At 56.6% G+C, this 18,138-nt stretch carries 23 protein-coding genes; 10 read left to right on the forward strand and 13 right to left on the reverse strand.

The window, feature by feature from the left end:
- Positions 1 to 193 precede the first annotated feature (193 nt).
- Positions 194 to 673, forward strand: coding sequence for a 50S ribosomal protein L13 (gene rplM / locus AC0V6Q_RS11445; RefSeq protein ID WP_486168506.1), 480 nt, complete (start codon positions 194 to 196; stop codon positions 671 to 673).
- The gene (gene rpsI / locus AC0V6Q_RS11450; protein ID WP_486168507.1) at positions 673 to 1,191 is read left to right on the forward strand and encodes a 30S ribosomal protein S9; all 519 of its coding nucleotides are present in this window, start codon (positions 673 to 675) and stop codon (positions 1,189 to 1,191) included. The genes rplM and rpsI overlap by 1 nt, the downstream gene beginning before the upstream one ends.
- Positions 1,192 to 1,300: 109 nt before the next feature.
- Here rpsI and AC0V6Q_RS11455 read toward each other — a convergent pair whose 3' ends face one another.
- From AC0V6Q_RS11455 to AC0V6Q_RS11465, 3 genes are all read right to left on the reverse strand, one after another.
- Positions 1,301 to 1,498: a hypothetical protein gene (locus tag AC0V6Q_RS11455; protein WP_486168508.1), complete on the reverse strand. Its 198-nt coding sequence runs from the start codon at positions 1,496 to 1,498 to the stop codon at positions 1,301 to 1,303.
- A 154-nt stretch (positions 1,499 to 1,652) separates the two neighbouring features.
- Complete coding sequence (locus AC0V6Q_RS11460) at positions 1,653 to 2,402, reverse strand: metallophosphoesterase family protein (RefSeq protein WP_486168509.1); 750 nt, start codon at positions 2,400 to 2,402, stop codon at positions 1,653 to 1,655.
- A gap of 88 nt (positions 2,403 to 2,490) precedes the next feature.
- Entirely contained in the window at positions 2,491 to 2,763 is a 273-nt protein-coding gene (locus AC0V6Q_RS11465; RefSeq protein ID WP_486169303.1) for a hypothetical protein, read from the reverse strand.
- 240 nt (positions 2,764 to 3,003) lie between these two features.
- On the opposite strand from AC0V6Q_RS11465, the gene AC0V6Q_RS11470 reads away from it, so the two are divergent.
- Positions 3,004 to 3,321: a UrcA family protein gene (locus AC0V6Q_RS11470; RefSeq protein WP_486168510.1), complete on the forward strand. Its 318-nt coding sequence runs from the start codon at positions 3,004 to 3,006 to the stop codon at positions 3,319 to 3,321.
- Between the two features lie 208 nt (positions 3,322 to 3,529).
- Here the strand turns inward: AC0V6Q_RS11470 and AC0V6Q_RS11475 are convergent, their stop codons facing one another.
- The 3 genes from AC0V6Q_RS11475 to fumC form a co-directional block, all read right to left on the reverse strand.
- Positions 3,530 to 4,303 carry a LytR/AlgR family response regulator transcription factor gene (locus AC0V6Q_RS11475; protein WP_486168511.1) on the reverse strand — a complete coding sequence of 258 codons (774 nt, stop codon included), beginning with the start codon at positions 4,301 to 4,303 and terminating at the stop codon, positions 3,530 to 3,532.
- A 3-nt stretch (positions 4,304 to 4,306) separates the two neighbouring features.
- Complete coding sequence (locus AC0V6Q_RS11480; protein ID WP_486168512.1) at positions 4,307 to 5,581, reverse strand: sensor histidine kinase; 1,275 nt, start codon at positions 5,579 to 5,581, stop codon at positions 4,307 to 4,309.
- 100 nt (positions 5,582 to 5,681) lie between these two features.
- Complete coding sequence (fumC, locus tag AC0V6Q_RS11485) at positions 5,682 to 7,157, reverse strand: class II fumarate hydratase (protein ID WP_486168513.1); 1,476 nt, start codon at positions 7,155 to 7,157, stop codon at positions 5,682 to 5,684.
- Between the two features lie 187 nt (positions 7,158 to 7,344).
- Here fumC and AC0V6Q_RS11490 point away from each other — a divergent pair, with 187 nt between their 5' ends.
- From AC0V6Q_RS11490 to AC0V6Q_RS11505, 4 genes are all read left to right on the forward strand, one after another.
- Positions 7,345 to 7,974, forward strand: coding sequence for a protein-L-isoaspartate O-methyltransferase family protein (locus AC0V6Q_RS11490; protein ID WP_486168514.1), 630 nt, complete (start codon positions 7,345 to 7,347; stop codon positions 7,972 to 7,974).
- On the forward strand, positions 7,959 to 9,488 hold the full coding sequence (locus AC0V6Q_RS11495; protein WP_486168515.1) for a TolC family outer membrane protein: 1,530 nt from the start codon (positions 7,959 to 7,961) through the stop codon (positions 9,486 to 9,488). Before AC0V6Q_RS11490 ends, AC0V6Q_RS11495 begins: the two co-directional genes overlap by 16 nt.
- A 42-nt stretch (positions 9,489 to 9,530) precedes the next feature.
- Positions 9,531 to 10,019, forward strand: a complete 489-nt coding sequence (locus tag AC0V6Q_RS11500) for a DUF2497 domain-containing protein (protein WP_486168516.1) — start codon at positions 9,531 to 9,533, stop codon at positions 10,017 to 10,019.
- A 63-nt stretch (positions 10,020 to 10,082) separates the two neighbouring features.
- Positions 10,083 to 12,236 (forward strand): dipeptidyl-peptidase 5, encoded by a 2,154-nt coding sequence (locus AC0V6Q_RS11505; protein WP_486168517.1) that lies wholly within the window; start codon positions 10,083 to 10,085, stop codon positions 12,234 to 12,236.
- Here AC0V6Q_RS11505 and AC0V6Q_RS11510 read toward each other — a convergent pair.
- Entirely contained in the window at positions 12,233 to 12,547 is a 315-nt protein-coding gene (locus AC0V6Q_RS11510) for a hypothetical protein (RefSeq protein WP_486168518.1), read from the reverse strand. The two genes, AC0V6Q_RS11505 and AC0V6Q_RS11510, sit on opposite strands and share 4 nt — an antisense overlap.
- 136 nt (positions 12,548 to 12,683) lie before the next feature.
- Between AC0V6Q_RS11510 and AC0V6Q_RS11515 the strand changes: the two genes are divergently transcribed.
- The 3 genes from AC0V6Q_RS11515 (at position 12,684) to xth (ending at position 14,374) form a co-directional block, all read left to right on the forward strand.
- Positions 12,684 to 13,115 (forward strand): CBS domain-containing protein, encoded by a 432-nt coding sequence (locus AC0V6Q_RS11515; protein ID WP_486168519.1) that lies wholly within the window; start codon positions 12,684 to 12,686, stop codon positions 13,113 to 13,115.
- A 49-nt stretch (positions 13,116 to 13,164) separates the two neighbouring features.
- Entirely contained in the window at positions 13,165 to 13,494 is a 330-nt protein-coding gene (gene erpA / locus AC0V6Q_RS11520; RefSeq protein ID WP_486168520.1) for an iron-sulfur cluster insertion protein ErpA, read from the forward strand.
- A gap of 73 nt (positions 13,495 to 13,567) precedes the next feature.
- Positions 13,568 to 14,374: an exodeoxyribonuclease III gene (xth, locus tag AC0V6Q_RS11525; protein WP_486168521.1), complete on the forward strand. Its 807-nt coding sequence runs from the start codon at positions 13,568 to 13,570 to the stop codon at positions 14,372 to 14,374.
- A gap of 88 nt (positions 14,375 to 14,462) precedes the next feature.
- Here xth and AC0V6Q_RS11530 read toward each other — a convergent pair whose 3' ends face one another.
- From AC0V6Q_RS11530 to dnaQ, 6 genes are all read right to left on the reverse strand, one after another.
- Entirely contained in the window at positions 14,463 to 15,140 is a 678-nt protein-coding gene (locus AC0V6Q_RS11530; RefSeq protein WP_486168522.1) for a cell wall hydrolase, read from the reverse strand.
- Between the two features lie 212 nt (positions 15,141 to 15,352).
- Positions 15,353 to 15,688, reverse strand: coding sequence for a DUF1491 family protein (locus AC0V6Q_RS11535; protein ID WP_486168523.1), 336 nt, complete (start codon positions 15,686 to 15,688; stop codon positions 15,353 to 15,355).
- A 10-nt stretch (positions 15,689 to 15,698) separates the two neighbouring features.
- A complete protein-coding gene (locus AC0V6Q_RS11540; protein ID WP_486168524.1) occupies positions 15,699 to 16,184 on the reverse strand; it encodes a PaaI family thioesterase in 486 nt (161 codons plus the stop codon).
- The gene (locus AC0V6Q_RS11545; protein ID WP_486168525.1) at positions 16,174 to 16,638 is read right to left on the reverse strand and encodes a PTS sugar transporter subunit IIA; all 465 of its coding nucleotides are present in this window, start codon (positions 16,636 to 16,638) and stop codon (positions 16,174 to 16,176) included. The genes AC0V6Q_RS11540 and AC0V6Q_RS11545 overlap by 11 nt, the downstream gene beginning before the upstream one ends.
- A 181-nt stretch (positions 16,639 to 16,819) precedes the next feature.
- The gene (gene hpf / locus AC0V6Q_RS11550) at positions 16,820 to 17,383 is read right to left on the reverse strand and encodes a ribosome hibernation-promoting factor, HPF/YfiA family (protein WP_486168526.1); all 564 of its coding nucleotides are present in this window, start codon (positions 17,381 to 17,383) and stop codon (positions 16,820 to 16,822) included.
- A gap of 33 nt (positions 17,384 to 17,416) precedes the next feature.
- Positions 17,417 to 18,124 (reverse strand): DNA polymerase III subunit epsilon, encoded by a 708-nt coding sequence (gene dnaQ / locus AC0V6Q_RS11555; protein ID WP_486169304.1) that lies wholly within the window; start codon positions 18,122 to 18,124, stop codon positions 17,417 to 17,419.
- Positions 18,125 to 18,138: the final 14 nt, after the last annotated feature.

The raw sequence follows: 18,138 nt of genomic DNA on the forward strand, positions 1-18,138 counted from the left end.
AATCGGGTGCGGCAAAGTGGATGAGGTACTATTTTACCTCTCCTGCAAGGCCCGGATTTGCTTGACTTAAGCGGCTATCGGCGACAAATGCGCCTTTCCAAAGTGACCAGCTGCAGTTGGTCGCACGCGTGATTCGCCCGTTCGGAGCGCGCAACAGTTTCCGAGAAACCCTTGATTTAAGGACGCATCAGCCATGAAGGGCTTAAGCAAACAGACCGCGTCGGCGAAACCGGCAGAGGTCGAAAAGAAATGGCACATTATCGATGCCGACGGCCTTGTGGTCGGTCGCCTCGCTTCGATCGTTGCCAATATCCTGCGCGGTAAGCACAAGCCGAGCTACACCCCGCACGTTGATTGCGGTGACCACGTGATCATCATCAACGCTGCCAAGGTGAAGTTCACCGGCAAGAAAACCACCGACAAAATCTATTACAAGCACACCGGTCACCCCGGCGGCATCAAGCAAACTACGCCTGAGAAAGTTCTCGAAGGCCGTTTCCCTGAGCGTGTGCTTGAAAAAGCAATCGAGCGCATGATCCCGCGTGGTCCATTGGGCCGCGATCAAATGCGCGCACTGCACCTCTACGCTGGCACCGAGCACCCCCATGACGGCCAAAAGCCGGCCGTGCTCGACGTTGCTTCGATGAACCGTAAGAACAAGGTGTCTGCATAATGGCTGACAATAACGAAACCGTCTCCGATCTCGCGGATCTGAAAGAGATCGCTGCGGATGCACCGGCTGCAGATGCAGCTGAGATTGCCCAGAACCCGGCTGCTCCCTTGCGCGAGCAAGAGCTCGACGCACAGGGCCGCGCCTATGCGACCGGTCGTCGTAAAGACGCAACAGCCCGCGTTTGGCTGAAGCCTGGCACCGGCAAGATCACCGTCAACGGCAAGGATCAGGAAGTGTATTTTGCGCGCCCTACCCTGCGCCTCGTCATCAGCCAGCCGTTCAGCATCACTGACCGTGTTGGTCAGTACGACATCGTTGCAACCGTCAAAGGCGGCGGCCTTTCGGGTCAAGCTGGCGCGGTAAAGCACGGCATCAGCCAGGCTCTTACCAAGTATGAGCCTGAGCTGCGCAGCACTGTGAAGTCTGCCGGCTTCCTCACCCGCGATAGCCGCGTGGTCGAGCGTAAAAAATACGGCCGCGCGAAAGCACGCCGTAGCTTCCAGTTCTCGAAACGTTAATCGAACTCTTCTCCGGCGCCTTTGTGCGTCGGTGGGAACAAAAAAGGGCGGCCCCGATATGGGAGCCGCCCTTTTTTCTGGCCGCTACTGTGCCCGTGCCTGATCTGGCCTACCGCTGAAGCAACATTATGCCCCAGCCAAGGCCGCTGCCACAAATGAACACGGGCCACGACCAGAAGAAGCGCAGGCCGTCGATTGTGATGGCGTAAATCGCCAGAGATCCACCACTGGTCCCCTGAGAGCCAATCACCAGCGCTATGCAGAGCGTCAAAAGGGCGCTCAATCCCATCGCTTTGAACAGGTCCATCGATCACACTCCAATGAATACTGGCCAATAGATACGAGCCGACAGTCGCCGAATCGCGATCCAAGCCTGAACCACATGGCCGACTATTAATGGTAGGAAAGCGTTAAGTACGAACCCCTAAGAAAGGTTAAATTTCGTACGCGTGAGGTAAACATTAGCCCTCGGGAAAATACCTGACCTCGACCTCAATCGCGCTGCCTTTCACACAAGTGAGCACATTGTAGGACGCAGGAATGCCGCCGCGCAGCCGGGTTGAAAGTGTGCCCGCTCCGATCACATGGGTTTGCCAATCAGGCCCGGACCGAACCTGCGAGAAAGGTTTGTGAATATGGCCGGTCAGGACCGCATCCATGCCTTTCGAGGCAAGGTTCGCCATCACCTCGTCCCCGCGAATTGTGGCATTTGGCCCTTCGGTCTTTGGGCCATGGAGCGGATGGTGTGCGGTCACGATAATGTGGCGCGGATCATCCGCAAATTGCGCCAGTTCCCGGGTTGTGCGAACCTCGGACGCCTCGGTTACGTGTCCGTCAGACCAAGGCCACCTGTTTTGTGATCGCACCGTGCTTTTAAGCGGGACCAGAACCACATCATCAGTTTCAAATCGGCTGACAGCCACCGCTTTGCGCAAGTCATTGTACCTGTCGTAAGGCCGCGTGAAGCGCTCCCACAAGTTGTAATAGGGCATGTCGTGATTGCCCGGGTCGACCCAGACAGGCACATCAAATTGGCCAAACCACTGCGCTGCTGCCGCGTACTGCGCCCGCGTGGCTCGCTGTGTGAGGTCGCCAGTACAGACAAGCGCATCGGGCCTTTCATCGTGCACGGCCTGCGCAACACTTTCGAGAGCCTCGCGGTTCTCAACCCCGAAATGGACATCGCTAATATGGAAAAGGCGGGTCGTCATAGCTGTAAGGCCCAAGCCTTATCGCATCGTTCATGCAAGCAAAAAGGCACACACATCACGGCGAATGAACTGTAGAACCTAGGGTGCATCATATCCGCCGCGTTAGAATCAGCCACGCCGACAAAGCGTTGAGCGCGCTGTAGCCCCCATAGGCCCAGGCAAGGATTTCCCACCCATTAGCGACCAAAAGCATAGCTGCAAGCAGGACAAGGAATTCCGCCACCAAAGACAGTCTACCGCCCAAAAGTCGCCAGATATCAGGCATTTCTTCCATCAATGGGTGACCGCTTGTAAGCACCGCGCTGTGCAGGACAAAGTTCAAAACCCCGAGCAGGAAGACGATGGCAAGGCCCAAAATCACGTATGACAATATGAAGTAAACGCTCGTCCTTTGAAATAGGCCGTTCGTCAGCGAACCATGGCATTCGGTCATTTCTCACGCTGCCAATCGACGACTACAAGCGGTTTCGTCGAGCATCAAATGACCGCGCCAATGGCATTGGGTACTTAATGATCACAGCACAGATGGCGGTATCCCCAAATTCTGGCTCGGTTCGGCCCCCTTCGAACTCCGCCGTCTTTGCTTTGATGGAGAGTAGATATGAAAACCCGCAACATTGCCACAATGGCAACCGCCACCCTCGCCCTCGCATTTACGGCCAGCCCCGCTTTGGCCGGCAGCAACGAGGTCCACACCAAGATGGTTGACTACGCTGATCTGAACCTCAGCTCACCGGAAGGTCAGGAGCGGCTCGAACGACGCATTGAGGCGGCTGCACGCAGCGTCTGCAGCGTTTACGAAAACCGCATCGGCACACGCCTTCGCTCGCCAGAGCTTGACGCCTGCCTCGCCAATGCCCGCGCTGGCGCCAAAAAGCAGGTCGCAACCATCATGTCCGATCAACGACGCGGCGGCTAACACTCGCGTTCACTCCTGCGCTCCGGATCAATACCCCGATATGAGAGCGCAAACACTGCGGCCCGAACCCTACTCAGTCCCAGGGTTCGGGCCGTTTTCTTGTTCGGGGTCCTCGGCGCTGTCCCTTCGCCGGGATTATTCCCGGCTGCGGGCGCACGGTCGTGCTTGCGGACTGTTCCAGTCCGAGAGCACCGTCGCGCTGATACCCTTAGCGCCCCGCCATAGCCTTTACTTTGGAGAGATAGGTCCGCCCGATCCTCAAAGCTTCGCCATTTTGCAGTTCCGCTGACCACACACCAAGCCCGTCGTGCCGAAGGCCCCGAATATTGTCGCGGCGCAGGATGGTTGAACGGTGGATGCGGATGAACTGCTCGGGGTCCAATCTCGCTTCGAGACCGGCAATGGTCTGTAACAGCAAGTAAGAACGACCCGCCTCCGCGCACTCGGCCGGATCGCCAACATGAAGGCGCACATAATCACGCTCGGCATCGATCTGGTGCACTTCACTCACAGCGATGCGCAGCAGTTCGGACCGATGCGGGACCCAAAGCTCGTCGAGCCATTTGCTGGCCGGCGCTTTGCGTTCGCCCTTCCTTGCCACTGCGCGTTCAATTGCCCGGTCCAGGCGATCAGATGAAACAGGCTTCAAGACGTAATCGATCGCCTCAAGATCAAAGGCTTCAACCGCAAAATGATCGTGAGCGGTCACAAATATCACCGCGGGCGGATTGTCGTCTTCTGAAAATTTGCGCGCCACACCAAGCCCGTCGAGCTCTGGCATTGTCATATCAAGCAAAACGAGATCGGGTTCGAGCTTTTCGGCAAGGCGGAGCGCGGCTGCACCGTCGCTCGCGGTGCCCACAACACTGATGGCTGGCAATTCGGCGCAAATGACCTGGATCCGCTCCACCGCCAAGGGCTCGTCGTCTACGATCAATGTCCGAAGCTTGACCTGGGTATCGTCGCTTTCAGCAATCGCCAAAAATCACCTCTTGATTGAACTGTCTTTCGACCGGGGTTCTCTGGGTTTGGACAGCGGGATACGAATTTGCGTTCGATAGCCGCCCGGAATTGGGGTTGAAGTAAAAGCAATATCGGAACCAAAGCGCGCTTCCAAGCGGTCGCTGACATTGGCAAGACCGATGCCGAACCCGTGCGGCGCGCCTTCGGGAACGCCGGGGCCGTCATCGCTGATTGTGATGACCAGCCGGTCAAACTCTTCGTGCGCGGCCACAGTGATGGTCACCGGACGCGTCACCGCCGAAACCGCATATTTTACCGAATTTTCGACCAGAGGCTGAAGGATCATGCCGGGCACGCGCGCCTCTTCGAGATCTTCGGGAAGATCGAAGACAGGCCTCAATCGTTCGGGAAAGCGCACTGCTTCGATGTCAAGATAGAGCTTTTGCAGGTCAAACTCGTCTTTGAGCGTCACATCGCTCGTCGGTTCGTCGGCAAGGCTATGGCGGTAAAAGCGGCTGATGGTCTGGATCATGCGTTCAGCCTGTTCGGCTTTGCCGGTCATCACCAGGGCGGACAAAGAGTTCAGCGTGTTGAACAGGAAATGCGGGTTCACCTGATAGCGCAAGGACCTTAGTTCCGCGGCCTTTGCTGCCGAGCGAAACTGCTGCTCGCGCCGTTCAGCAACGCGCGCCTGTGTTCCTGCAAGAAGCGCAAAATAGGTCGAGGCCCACGCGAGCAAAAGGAAATACCGCCCAAGCGCTATCTCCAACACCGAACGCCACGATCCTTGTGTCTGCTCGGCCGAGACGATCAGGAGCGATTCGGACTGGTCAAAGGAGTTCGAACCCTCCGGCCCGGGTGGCTGAATCGAAGCGCCTGCGGGAAGGTCGTAGAGAAGGTTGCCCTCATCATCGAAGCGAAAGCCGCGCTCTTCGGCGAATTTTTGCTCAAGCTTGGTTTGAACATCCTTGAACGCGAAATGGTTGATTTGGCCAATTGCGATAGCGACAGGGATTGCAAACAGGCTGGCCGCGGTGATCTTGATCCAGAGCGCCTTGCGATCAACAAGCCGCAAGATTGCCCACAAGACAAGCGTGAGCCCCATTCCGGCAAGCGTGACCAGAAAACGCCTCGCCGCCATCTCCACCTGCATGTCCAGTTCAAAGACATAGGTGCGAAGCGTAATCAGAAGGAAATACGCACCCCAAAGCATCGCCGCCGACAAGAGCACCTTGCGAAACGGTACGCTTGCCGAGCTTTGTTTGGTTTGCGTGTCGGGAGTGCGGCTCAAATCCATAATCAGATGCCGAGATAGCGCTTTGCGAGCAAAAGCGCCAACCGGTCGTCGGCGCCAAAACCCGTTTGGTCGAACAGACTATTGCGTTGAACGAGCGAAATCAGGCGCGCGGCTTGATCATGTCGGCAGGGACCACCCACTGCGCAAACTGCTCTTCGGTCAGAAGACCAAGCTCAAGCGCTGCTTCTTTAAGGGTCGTCCCGTCAGCATGCGCCTTCTTCGCGATCTTGGCCGCATTGTCGTAACCGATGTGCGGGTTCAATGCGGTGACGAGCATCAGGCTTTCATTCATCAGCTGATCGATGCGGGCCGTGTTGGCCTCAATCCCGACAACGCAATTGTCGGCAAAGCTGCGCGAGGCATCAGACAGCAGGCGGATCGATTGCAGAACATTGTAGATCATGACGGGCTTGAAAACGTTGAGCTCAAGGTGCCCGTGGCTGCCCGCAACGCTTACCGTGGTCGCATTGCCCATGACCTGCGCGCACACCATGGTGAGCGCCTCGCACTGGGTCGGGTTCACCTTGCCCGGCATGATCGAAGAGCCTGGCTCATTGGCTGGAAGAGCAATCTCACCGAGCCCTGAACGCGGGCCAGAGCCGAGCAGGCGGATGTCATTGGCAACCTTCATCAGGCTGACCGCGGTAGAATTGAGTGCGCCTGCCATTTCAACCAAAGCGTCATGCGCCGCGAGCGCTTCAAACTTGTTGGGCGCGGTCACAAAGGGATGGCCCGTGATGTCAGCAACGTGGGCGGCAAACTTTTCAGCAAAGCCTGCCTTGGAATTGATGCCGGTCCCAACAGCCGTGCCGCCCTGGGCAAGCTCAAGCACGCGAGGAAGCGCGTTCTCGATGCGGGCGATCGAATATTCGACCTGTTTCGCATAGCCTGAAAACTCCTGACCCAGGGTCAGCGGCGTTGCGTCTTGCAAGTGGGTGCGGCCGATCTTGACGATATCGGCATAGTCTTTCGCTTTGGCATCAAGCGCGCCGTGAAGATGCTGAAGCGCTGGGATCAGCTGCTCAATCGTCTCACACCCGGCTGCAATATGCATGGCGGTCGGGAATGTGTCGTTGGAGCTTTGCCCCATATTGCAGTGATCATTGGGGTGCACCGGCTCCTTGCCGCCGTGAACGCCAGTGAGAATCTCATTGGCGCGGCTCGCGATCACTTCGTTCGCATTCATATTGGACTGGGTGCCCGACCCCGTTTGCCAAACGCTCAACGGGAATTGATCGGCAAGCGTTCCGTCGATCACTTCGCCGGCCGCAGCCACAATCGCATTGCCGATCTCGTCAGCCAGAACGCCAAGCTCCATATTGGCGCGCGCCGACGATTGCTTTTGAATACCCAGCGCCTTTACCAAAGGCGCAGGCATTGTCTCTGTACCGATGGCAAAATTATACAAGCTGCGCTGTGATTGCGCGCCCCAATGCGCGTCGATCGGAACAGCCACTTCGCCAAGGGAGTCGGTCTCAATACGCACTTCGCCGGTTGCACCGAAGATGGAACCATCATTGTGCACGCTGCGGGCATCTTTTCCATTAGCGCCGCCGGATTGATCCATGTCACTCATCGAAACTCTCCATTCTTCGGTCGAACCGGGATAACGGTAATACGTAGCGCCCCATATGACGCCAAACGGTGACAGGTCAAAGGGAAGCTAGCGCTGTTTGCTCTATTGACTTGGAAGTCTCACATGCGACGTCTACATAGAGTTGACGAGCTGTGTTATATGAATAATACAGTGCCCTAGAACACTTATGAGCGATACAACCATGTCACTTACCGAGACCGCCAGTAATCAAACCGGGGACAGCCATATCGCCCGCAAGGCGATGATCGATAGCCAGCTTCGCACCAGCGGCGTGAACGAGGAATTTGTGCTTGGCCGGATGAGTTCCGTCCCGCGCGAGGCGTTTCTGCCCGAAGACAAAGCCAGCCTTGCCTATATTGATCGCTCAATACCTATCGGGCCTGATGCGCATCTTGCATCGCCTTTGTTTTACGGAAAACTCCTTCTCGAAGCGGCGCCCGCCCGGTCAGACCGCGTTCTGATTGTCGAGGGTGGTACGGGTTACCTCACTGAACTGGTGCGCCCGCTTGTTTCGGAAGTGACTGTGATCTCTGCCAAGGACGCAGCCGAAGGGTCGGCGCTCAAGGGCACCTATTCGATGATCCTTGTCGATGGCGCGATCGAAGACCTTACTGACAGCCTCGTTGATGCACTCGAAGAAGAGGGCACGATTGTGTCCGGCCTGCTCCTTCGCGGAGTCACGCGCCTTGCATCAGGTCGCAAGATTGTCGGTCACCTCTCGCTTGAGCCTGTCGAAGACCTTGGAATTCCGGTGCTTCATGCGTTTGACAAACCCAAAGGATGGACCTTTTCGTGACAGCAAACACTCGTTTCCTTCGGGCCCTCAAGGTCGCCTCCTGCACAAGCGCCGTGGCCCTGTTGGTGGGAGCGAGTGCTGCTCAAGCAGACACACTGCGCGATGCGCTGGTCTCGGTCTATAATACCAATCCAACGCTCGAAGCGGCGCGGGCAAACCAGCGCGCAACCGATGAAGGTGTGCCGATCTCGCGTGCTGATGGCCTGCCGTCAGTCACAAACAACACGACTTTCAATGAGTTGATCCGGCAGAACAGCGCTAACTTCTTCAACCCAAACCGTCTCATAACCTCGAACACTGATATTAGCGTTCCGATTTACAACGGTGGCGCGGTGCGAAACTCCATTCGCCGTGACAAGGAGCTCGTACAGGCGGGACAAGCAGAGCTTCGGGGGACTGAAAGCACCATCTTCAGCCAAACCGTCGCCGCCTATATGGATGTTCTGCGCACACAAGCGCTGACGCAGTTGGCTGCAAACCAGGTCGAAGTGCTTGAGGTGACGTTTCAATCAACCAGCGACCGGTTTGAAATCGGTGACCTGACCCGCACAGACGTTGCCCAGGCAGGCTCTCGTCTTGCCGTTGCGCAAGGCGATCTGCGCACAACCTACGCCAATCTGGTAAGCGCACGCGAGACCTATATTCAACTGGTCGGCCGGGCACCAGACAACCTCGAGGCGCCTCCACCCCTCCCCGGCCTTCCCGAAACGGTTGGCATGGCTGTGGTGACAGCGTTGGAGAACAATCCAGACCTTATCGCTGCCAAAGAAAGCGCTGATGCGGCGGGCTATGCCAGCGAGGTTGCGGGATCCAGCCGACTTCCGACACTGTCTCTGTTTGGCCGTCATGAATACACCAATACGCTTGGAAGTATTCCCGATTTCCCCATTGATCCCGCCAACCCAGGAGCAGGTGTGATTGAAAGCGACCAGACTTTTGTCGGGATCAACGCCGGTATCTCTTTACGCATTCCCCTGTTTCAAGGTGGGCGCCCCGCTGCCTTGCAACGTCAAGCCTTTGCGCGTGAAAACGCAGCTTTGGAACAAGTGATTGCAACCGAACGCAGCGTTATCCAGCAAACAAGAGCCGCATACGCAAGCTGGCAGGCTTCGAACGCCGTCATCGAAAGCTCGAAAGAAGCGGTTGCGGCGGCTGAAGTCAGTCTGGAAGGGGTGCGCGCGGAAAACTCGATCGGTAATCGCACCATTATCGACGTACTCAACGCTGAACAGGAATTGCTCCAAGCAAGAGCTAACCTCGTGACCGCCCGCCGCAATGCCTATGTCGCAGGGTTTAGCCTGCTTGCCGCTATGGGCCGCGCCGAAGCACGCGATCTGAACCTTGATACAGGCGGGCCACTCTACGATCCGCAGGTCAATTACGAGCGTGTGCGCGGCAAGCTGTGGGATTGGGACCGCGACCCGGAACCCGAGCCAAAATCGACGAGAACCGTTGACATTGAAGCTGCTGAAGCTTTCATAGGGCCGGTATTGGAGCCAGACGGAGCGCGCTAATATGCGATTTGTAATGGTTAACGTAGAGAATGGGGTATTTTCTTGAGCAAGAACGGCGAACCTTCGGTCGAAGAGATCCTTGAATCGATCAAGAACGTGATGGAGCGTGACAGCCGCGCATCTGCCGCCGATGCCAAGCGCCGCAATCGCGCCGAAGGTCAGGAATTGGCCGCAAACCGGAGCATTGGCGAAGCTGAAGAGGCCTCAGAAGACGAGGTTCTCGATCTTGGTGAGCTTGAATTGTCGGATGTGGTCGACTTCGACGCGGCCGAAATCGAAGATGATGCAGATGCACCTCTGATTCGCGAAGAAACCCGCGGCGCGATGCAGGAAAACCTCGCAGCCCTCGCAATGCTCGCAGAACCGGGTGCAAGGCCGCAAATCGTGCGCTCTGGCGAAACCTCTTTGGAAGGCTTGGCCCGCGAATTGATGCGTCCGATGCTGGCCGAATGGCTCGACAAGAATCTGCCCGGCATGGTCGAGAAGCTTGTGCAGGCAGAAATCGCACGGATCGCTGGCAAGCGCAGCTAACGACCACGGCCAAACTTCCGGTTTCACTGGAAACCTTCGGGCGTTGGCGTTAGCATTCGGCCCATGGGACTGATCAACAAATCGCTGCCTTTGTGGGCTGCTCCGCTTTTCCTCACATCACCGCTTGCAGCTGATGACCATTCTGGCGACGAAAACGCCATCCCGGGCTTGGCCAAGCCGGCCATGACCGCGCGCGATCTGATCACTATGCCGCGCCTTGGTGCACCGACTGTGACGCCGTTTGGCAGGTACGCGGTTTATTCCGTGACTTATACAGATCCCGAAACGCTCGAACGCGCGCCCAAACACTACCTTCTCGACCTTGCGATTCCTGGCTCTACGCCGGTTGAATTTGAATTGGGTCTGCCGGGCCATTCCTTGAGTTTCGGGCCTGACAATTTCCTCTACTTCCTGAGTTCACAAAGCACTTTCGAGGGTGCGGAGCCCCGCTCACGCCTTTGGCGCGTGGCACTTGAAGGCAATGGTAATGTCACAGGCCCTGTGCCCGTCGCCGATATTGCCGGAACCGACATCGCAGGCTTCAAAATTGCCCCTAGCGGCGACAAAATCGCGCTTTGGGCTGAAATCGGCCGCGATTGTCCGCGCTTTGGCTGCGTTCCTGAAGAGGCATCCACAGGCTCAGGCCGCCTGTATCAAGGCGATGGTGGCTTTTACCGGCACTGGGACCACTGGGTTGAACCCGATCTGCTTAGCCGCGTCTTTGTGTTCGGCCTTGAAGATGGCGGAGTCACCGGCGACGGCGTTGCAGCCGATGGTGGCACAGCCATAGGCAACACCCCGACAAAGCCGTTTGGCGGAGGCGAAGACATCGCCTGGGCACCAGATGGATCGGGCCTGTACTTCGTTGCGCGCAGCGCTGATGCGAAAGAGCCCACCTCGACCGATCTCGACATTTATTGGTCTGACCTGTCGGGCAAGGCTCCGACGGATTTGACCAAAGCCAATGAAGCGCATGATTCAAGCCCGGCACCTTCGCCCGACGGGAAACACCTCGCATATCTCGCAATGGCGCGCCCCGGATACGAATCCGATCGCATGGTTGTGCACCTTCGCAATCTTGAAACCGGAGAGACCCGCGCCCTTACCCAGGACACCGATTTGTCCTTTGGCGGTCTAAGCTGGACCGCAGACGGAAGCGCACTCCTTGCAACAGCGACCGATGTTCTGGATGTACCGGCCTACCGGATTGACCCCAAGACGGGGGCGGTAAAAGAACTCAACCTTATCGCTGGTAACGAAGCGCATATTGGCGCGCTTACCCCCATTGTGGGCGACCGTCTGCTCTTCACCCGCGATTCCATCGGCGCTGCAAAAGAGCTTTTCATCGCCACAGGCAATGCCAAGGCAATGCCGCTGACCGATGTAGTGACCACTCGCATCGGAGACATGGCCTCAACCGTAACAACCCGTTTCAGCTTTGAAGGGGCAGAGGGCGACACCGTCTGGGGCCAGATCACCCGTTTGGAAGATCAGGAAGGCCCTATCCCGGCAATCCTTTACATCCACGGCGGCCCGCAAGGCTCTTTCCTTGATGGATGGTCCTCGCGCTGGAACCCGCGTGTTTTGGCAAGCCAAGGCTATGCCGTGATCTCAGTCGATTTCCACGGATCATCGGGATACGGGCAGGAATTCATGGACTCAATCAATGGTGATTGGGGCGGCAAACCATTGGAAGATTTGCAAAAAGGTCTGGCCGCTGCGCTCAAGCTCGACGCCCAAATCGATGGTGAGCGCGCATGCGCCATGGGGGCGAGCTATGGCGGATACATGGTCAACTGGATCGCGGGCCAATGGGCGGACCGTTTCGACTGTCTGGTCCAGCACGATGGCCTGTTTGACATGCGCAGCTTCTATTATTCGACCGAGGAACTGTGGTTCCCGCGCTGGGATTTTGGCGGGTCTTATGCAGAGAATCCGGAAACCTATGAAAAGTGGAACCCGGTAAACCACGTCGACAAATGGCAAACGCCAATGCTCGTGATTGCGGGCGAAAGGGACTTCCGCGTGCCTTACACCCAAGGCCTGCAAAGCTTCACCGCCTTGCAAGAGCGTGGCATCCCGTCACAATTGCTTGTCTTCCCGGATGAAAACCACTGGGTTTTGGGCGCTGCAAACTCGCTGCAATGGCATGAAACGGTGTTTGCCTGGCTTGATCGCTGGCTGAAACAGCCCGAAGAAGAGCCGCAAGAGGACTAATCCTCGTCTTTTGGTGACCAAAGCTCATCGGGATCAGGCAGGCGGTTATCGACCGACTCGTCGTGCCCTGTCCCGTTTGAAAGAAACGCCAAACCCATCAAGCCGCCGCCAAGAAGCATCGTAAAGCTGATGCCGAGCGCGACTGCGATGTAAAAGTGCACCGAAATCGCCCCGTTGTAGGCATATAAAATACCCACTGCGAGTAGAACAGTCACCACCGTCACCGACATCAAAATACGCATGATCTGCCGATAGCGCGCCCATGCGTGAGCAGCGTTTTCCGGATCATCGAGAGGCGACTTGTTGACCATTGGGGCTCCATGCGGCGAGCGAGGGGACTTTGCAATGGATTAGATACGAAGGGTGCCCCGCTTAGGGTTCAATCCCTATCAGACTCGCTATTTTGCGGGATTGATGGCATTTTGATGCATCAAACAGGAGAGTCCTATGACAATTGCAAAGATCATCGATAAGCGCGATCAGACGGACATCATCTCTTGCGATGTGGCCACACCGGTTAATGAAGTCATCGGAATGCTCGCAGGGAAACGCATTGGCGCTTTGCCTGTTTTGCGCGGAGGCAAGGTCGCAGGGATCGTCTCGGAGCGCGACATTATCTACCGGCTCGCAAGTGTTGGTCCTTCGTGCCTTACCGGACCTGTCGAAGCGATCATGACATCGCCGGCTGTAACGATCGAGCCTTCGACAAAGATTGACGACGCGCTTGCCCTTATGACCAAGCGGCGTTTCCGCCATTTCCCTGTGGTCGAAGGCGAAGCTCTCGTCGCATTTGTCTCTATCGGCGATCTGGTGAAGGACAAGATTGACGAGGTAGAGCACGAAGCTGCCGCTTTGCGTGACTATATTCAGACCGTCTAAACCGATCACTCCCCTTGAGGATTGACCGCCCGAGACTTAAATGGAGCCTATGGCAGAAACACTCACCCTCACCCCTGCAGCGGCAAAACGTGTTGCCCTGATTGCTCAGAAACAGACGAAGCCTGCAATTCTGCGCCTTTCTGTCGAGGGGGGTGGGTGCTCGGGCTTTCAGTACAAGTTTGATTTGGCCGATGGCGCTGATGGCGATGATAGCGTCAGCGAAACCGACGGCGTGAAGCTTGTAGTCGATCCGGTCAGCCTCGATCTGGTCGGTGGTAGCGTCGTTGATTTTGTCGAATCCCTGGGCGGGGCAGCGTTCCGCGTTGAAAACCCCAATGCAGCAGCCGGTTGTGGCTGCGGTTCCAGCTTCGGGATTTAATCACACTTGCGACAGACGCGATTGTGGACGCCAGTTATGGACGGGGCGTCGTTGATCCTTCATGAAAGCGCTCATGAAGATTGCAACTTACAACATCAATGGCGTGAAGGCGCGGCTACCGCGGCTCAAGGAATGGCTTGAAGAGACACGGCCCTCTGTCGCCTGCCTTCAGGAAATCAAAAGCCAGGATAAAGACTTCCCCGCTCACGAATTTGAGGCGCTGGGATATTCGCTCATTTGGCATGGGCAAAAGTCCTTCAACGGCGTCGCTATCCTCGTCGATACCAGGGCGGGTTACTCCTTAAGCGAAGTCCAGCGCGGGCTAGGCATTGATGGACCCAAAGAGGGCGAGGGTGAACAATCCCGCTATCTCGAAGCCGATGTCACCAAAGACGGTGAAACCGTGCGGATCGTTTGTATCTATCTGCCCAATGGCAACCCGCAGCCCGGACCCAAGTTCGATTACAAACTCGCCTGGATGGAAAAATTGCGGGCACGCATGGCGCAAATCTGGTCAGAAGAAGTGCCGGCGGCGGTTTTGGGTGACTACAACGTTATTCCGCAAGACGATGATGTCTATGCGGTCAAGGCCATGGCGTCCGATGCTTTGATGCAACCCGAATCGCGCGCAGCCTACAGCCGGATGCTTGCCGATGGCTGGACCGATGCCGTGCGCACTCTCAACCCGCGCGGGGGAGTGTGGACCTATTGGGACTATCAAGCGGGCGCATGGCAACGCGATCACGGCTTCCGGATCGATCACATCCTGCTTTCTCCCGAACTGGCTGACCGTTTGGATGCGGTTGGCGTCGACCGCGAACACCGCGGGCGCGAAAAAGCGAGTGACCACGCTCCAACATGGGCGATACTTCGCGATTGACCCTTGATGCAAAAGGACCCCGCCCTCGGGGGGAGAGGACAGGGCCTTAAGCCATCAGCTGATGCAATGTTCAGCGATAGAAACGGGTTCAGCGATAGAAAACGTGGGTGTCAATCTGTGTGACACGTGTTTTCTTCCGGCTCCATGCGGGGCGAACATAGTTCGCGTGAAAGTAAACAGCTTCGTTCGCCTCTGATTGCCAGAGATTCTCATGAGCGATCTTTGCGACAGCTTTGGCGCGTCGCCATGTCGCTTTCGACGTGTTGATCGCCGGCATCCTGCCACCGCGAACAAACGAGAACTGCGCGCGTTGATAAACGACACCGCAATAGCTTGCAGGCCAACGCGAATCTTGCGCCCGGTTGATCACAACCTCGGCAACCGCAAGCTGGCCATCAAGTGGCTCACCGCGTGCCTCGAAGTAAACCGCGCCTGCCAGGCAGCGCAGCTGTTCGGTCAGTTCGGCATCTTTGTCGATGGTCGAGACAAGCTCGCGCAAAGAAGATGCTTCAACATCAGCCGGAGCCGCAGGCTCGACGACAGGTTGGACCACTTCATTGGTCACAAAGGTGATTTCTTGAGAAGAAGGGGTTTGAGGCACGATCTCGATCGTTTCAGCCTCAGAGGTCTGGCCTTCGCTTACCGCATCGCTTTCTTGGGCGAGGGTATCTTGCGCGATGGCCTCAGCACCGTCAGCGCTGGAGAAACTCAATCCGGCGACCGCAGCAATGGCGAGCGCGCTATATGAATAAGTCTTACGACTCATGAACTTTACTTTTTATGCGGTGAGCGAGCCCAGACGCAGGCGGAACCTGAAGTGCGATTATGTCGCGGGTTTGGAGAGGTGGTTCAAAAGCCTGCCGGCTGCCCCCCGTCTGCGTGCCGTCGACAAAGCTGAATTGCTCTGCATCAGGCCTGCGCGTTTGGAAGCTGGGGGGCAATTAGTCTCAAACGAAACTATGTCAAGTTAACGACCTCTCACCTGGGCAAAAGCGCGATGAACCGTTCCGGATTATCGATATCCACCTCCACAACCCAAATATCCGGGTCCTGAAACCGCCTTCGCGAAATATAGTCGTCAAATTCTGATTTATTTTCAATATCTTGTGTTTTTGTGAGCACGAAAGGCCGGGTTCCATCCAATTGCGGCATCCTTTCGTAAAGCCGCGCATCGGCCCCGCGAAACATACTTACAATGAGGATAGTACCTGCATCGCGCTCGCCTTTAGCTAACACCATGGCAAAGCCGCCGTTTAATTCGGCGAGGCGCATCAGGCTGGAAACTTCAAGGTGGGCCGGGAGCCTTTCGCTCATCCAGCGGGCCTTAGCTCACATATCCGGGCAGGCTGGACAAAGGGATGCGCGAACGCATGAATGTGCCGGTTCCGCGGCCGATTTCTTCGCCTTCGGCATCGACCAACCGCGATTCGGCCACCATAACGCGGCGCTTGCCGCTAACCCATTTGCCTTCAGCCACAACTTCGCCTTCGCGAACAGGCTTGGTGAAGTGCAGGTTGAAACTGGTGGTGAGAAGGAAAGTGTCGGTCGCCAGCGTGTTCGCCGCATAAAAGGCGGCATCATCGAGCATCTTGAAATAGATCGTCCCATGCGCAGCGCCCGCCGCGTGATAGACATCTTGCGTGATCGCAAAGGTCAGCCGGGAAATGCCTTCACCGGGGATTTCCAGGTTTGATTGAAACTTGGAGTTTACTGGCGCAGACGCATAAAGCCGTTCGAGCGCGCGGTAATGCTGCTGCGCTCCCTCCTGGCCAGCAGCCGTTTGCTCAGCCCCAGTTTCTTCAGGCGGCATCGCGGCTTAGAAACTGATTGGTGAGCAAGGCATAAACCGCTTCAGAATCAGGCGCTTCGGTCAATGCATTGATCATATTCTCATCGCGCATCAGACGCGAGATCGCGGCCAGAGCGTGAAGGTGGGTTGCGCCCGCATTTTCAGGCGAGACAAGGCCAAAAGCAATCGTCACAGGCACAGCGTCAGCAGCTTTGAAATCCACCGGTTGCTCAAGTTTCAGCACCACGAGCGTCGGGCGGGTCACTGTCGCCAGACGGCAGTGGGGGATAGCAACACCCCGGCCAAAGCCGGTGCTGCCCAAGGCTTCACGCTGTTCCAGACCATCCAGTACATCGCCCGCATCCAGTCCGTAAACCGATGCAAACAAGTCAGAGATCTGGCTCAAAATCTGTTGGCTGGATTCAGCACGTGCGACCGCAATCGCTTCAGGCTGAACTGCAATATTAACGTCCATGTACATCCCAAAAATCTGCGTGCTCCCTCCCCCAAGAGAACAATGAAATTTGCCAATAACGAGCAAAAGTGCCGCAATTATGGCGTGCGCTTTCACTCATCTGTCTGGTTTGGATTGATCCGGTTTTCCCGGCGGCTCCCAACCGCTTTTCCGGATTTCCCTTTTCCTTTTTTGGGCGACTTTAGTTGGGTTCTACCCATCCAATCGACCCGTCGGCGCGGCGATAAACCATATTATGCCGTCCAGTTCCAGCGTTTTTGAAAAATAGTGCAGGCGTATCGCGCAAATCAAGCATCATCACCGCATCTGCGACACTGCTTTCCGGGACATCAACGCTGGTTTCGGCAATGATTGGCGGGGCATCGACAACAACTTCTTCGACCTCGTCATCGACGGCAAAGATGGTGTAGGCCGCCTCTTCTTCGGCTCTGGCATGCATTGCTTGCTCGTGGTGGTCTTTGAGGCGTCTTTTGTACCGGCGCAGCTGTTTTTCGATCTTTGTAGCCGCATCATCCAGGGCCTGGTGCGCGTCATGGGCCCGGCCTTGTGCCTTTAGGATCAGGCCCTGCATCACATGCATGACAATGTCGCAGGTGAAAGCGCTGCCAGGACCTTTGCCAAATGTCACATGGGAGGAAAGGGCGCGGTCAAAGTGTTTTTCAACAATGCCGCCAAGCCTGTCTGACGCATGTTCTTGGAGGGCTGCACCTGTTTCGACCTGATGGCCAGAGATACGCATTTCCATTTTTGCTCATCCTCCAATTTTGCTTGATTCAATTCATTGCACCCAGATCGCTTCCTTGATCTCGGCGACAAACACTTCGTGGCGCGCCAATTCCTCGGCACTGGCCGTGTGTGGGCGCGGCTCTCTTCGCGGTCGATCAGGCCTTGGGGAAGATCCACGATCCTGACCGGGTGAAGGGGCCATTTCGCTGCTTACACTTGGCGCTTCGGCGGCCAGTTCAAGACCGATCTGGCGACCGCCTTTGAGCTCGACATAAACTTGCGCCAACAGTTCAGCATCAAGCAGCGCGCCGTGTTTGACACGGTGGCTGCGATCCACACCGTAGCGTGTGCAAAGCGCATCGAGCGATAGTTTCGCGCCAGGGTGCTTCTTGCGAGCGATAGCGACCGTGTCGACCATGCGGTCCATGGAAATCGGTTCGCGGCCAATCCGCTCAAGCTCATTGTTGAGAAACCCGAAATCAAAGCTGGCATTGTGCGCAACCAGAGGCGCATCGCCCAAAAATTCGAGCAATTCGTCCGCAGTTTGCGAAAACAGCGGCTTTTCAGAGAGGAAATCAGCCGAAAGCCCGTGCACCGCCTCGGCAGCGGCAGGCATATCGCGTTCGGGGTTGTAATAGGCGTGGTAGCTATTGCCGGTCTCAACCCGGTCAATCATCTCGACACACCCAATTTCAACCATGCGGTCCCCGGTTTTGGGGTCCAGACCGGTTGTTTCTGTATCGAATATCACTTCGCGCATTTGCATGACTATCG

The organism is Erythrobacter sp. S227 (assembly GCF_057364925.1).